At 36.1% G+C, this 288-nt stretch carries 1 rRNA gene; it reads right to left on the bottom strand.

Annotated features, from left to right (window positions below):
- Window positions 1-93 (bottom strand): 16S ribosomal RNA (locus H4J61_RS02245); the annotation flags it as partial.
- Window positions 94-288: the final 195 nt, after the last annotated feature.

Below are 288 nucleotides of genomic sequence, written 5' to 3'. Positions count from 1 at the left end.
GCAGATAGCAAGCTATCTCTGTTACCGCTCGACTTGCATGTGTTAAGCCTGCCGCCAGCGTTCAATCTGAGCCATGATCAAACTCTTCAATTAAAAATCGTTTGTGATGCTCACCTTAACTCACCTAAGTGAACCAAGAAAAGACATCTGCTCAATGAATTCTGTCGTGTCACTCTATTCCGACTAAGGATAAAGTAACTACATAAAACGTATTATTTATTCATTCCTTAAAAAGGAAATTCTAAATGATACTTATTTTTGTGTGACATCATATTAAGCTGTTTTTTT

Origin of the sequence: Colwellia sp. MB3u-4, from assembly GCF_014077065.1 — a bacterium.
Classification (GTDB): Bacteria; Pseudomonadota; Gammaproteobacteria; order Enterobacterales; family Alteromonadaceae; genus Cognaticolwellia.
The sequence above is the reverse complement of the archived record's forward strand: the minus strand, read 5'-3'. Positions and strand labels throughout refer to the sequence as shown.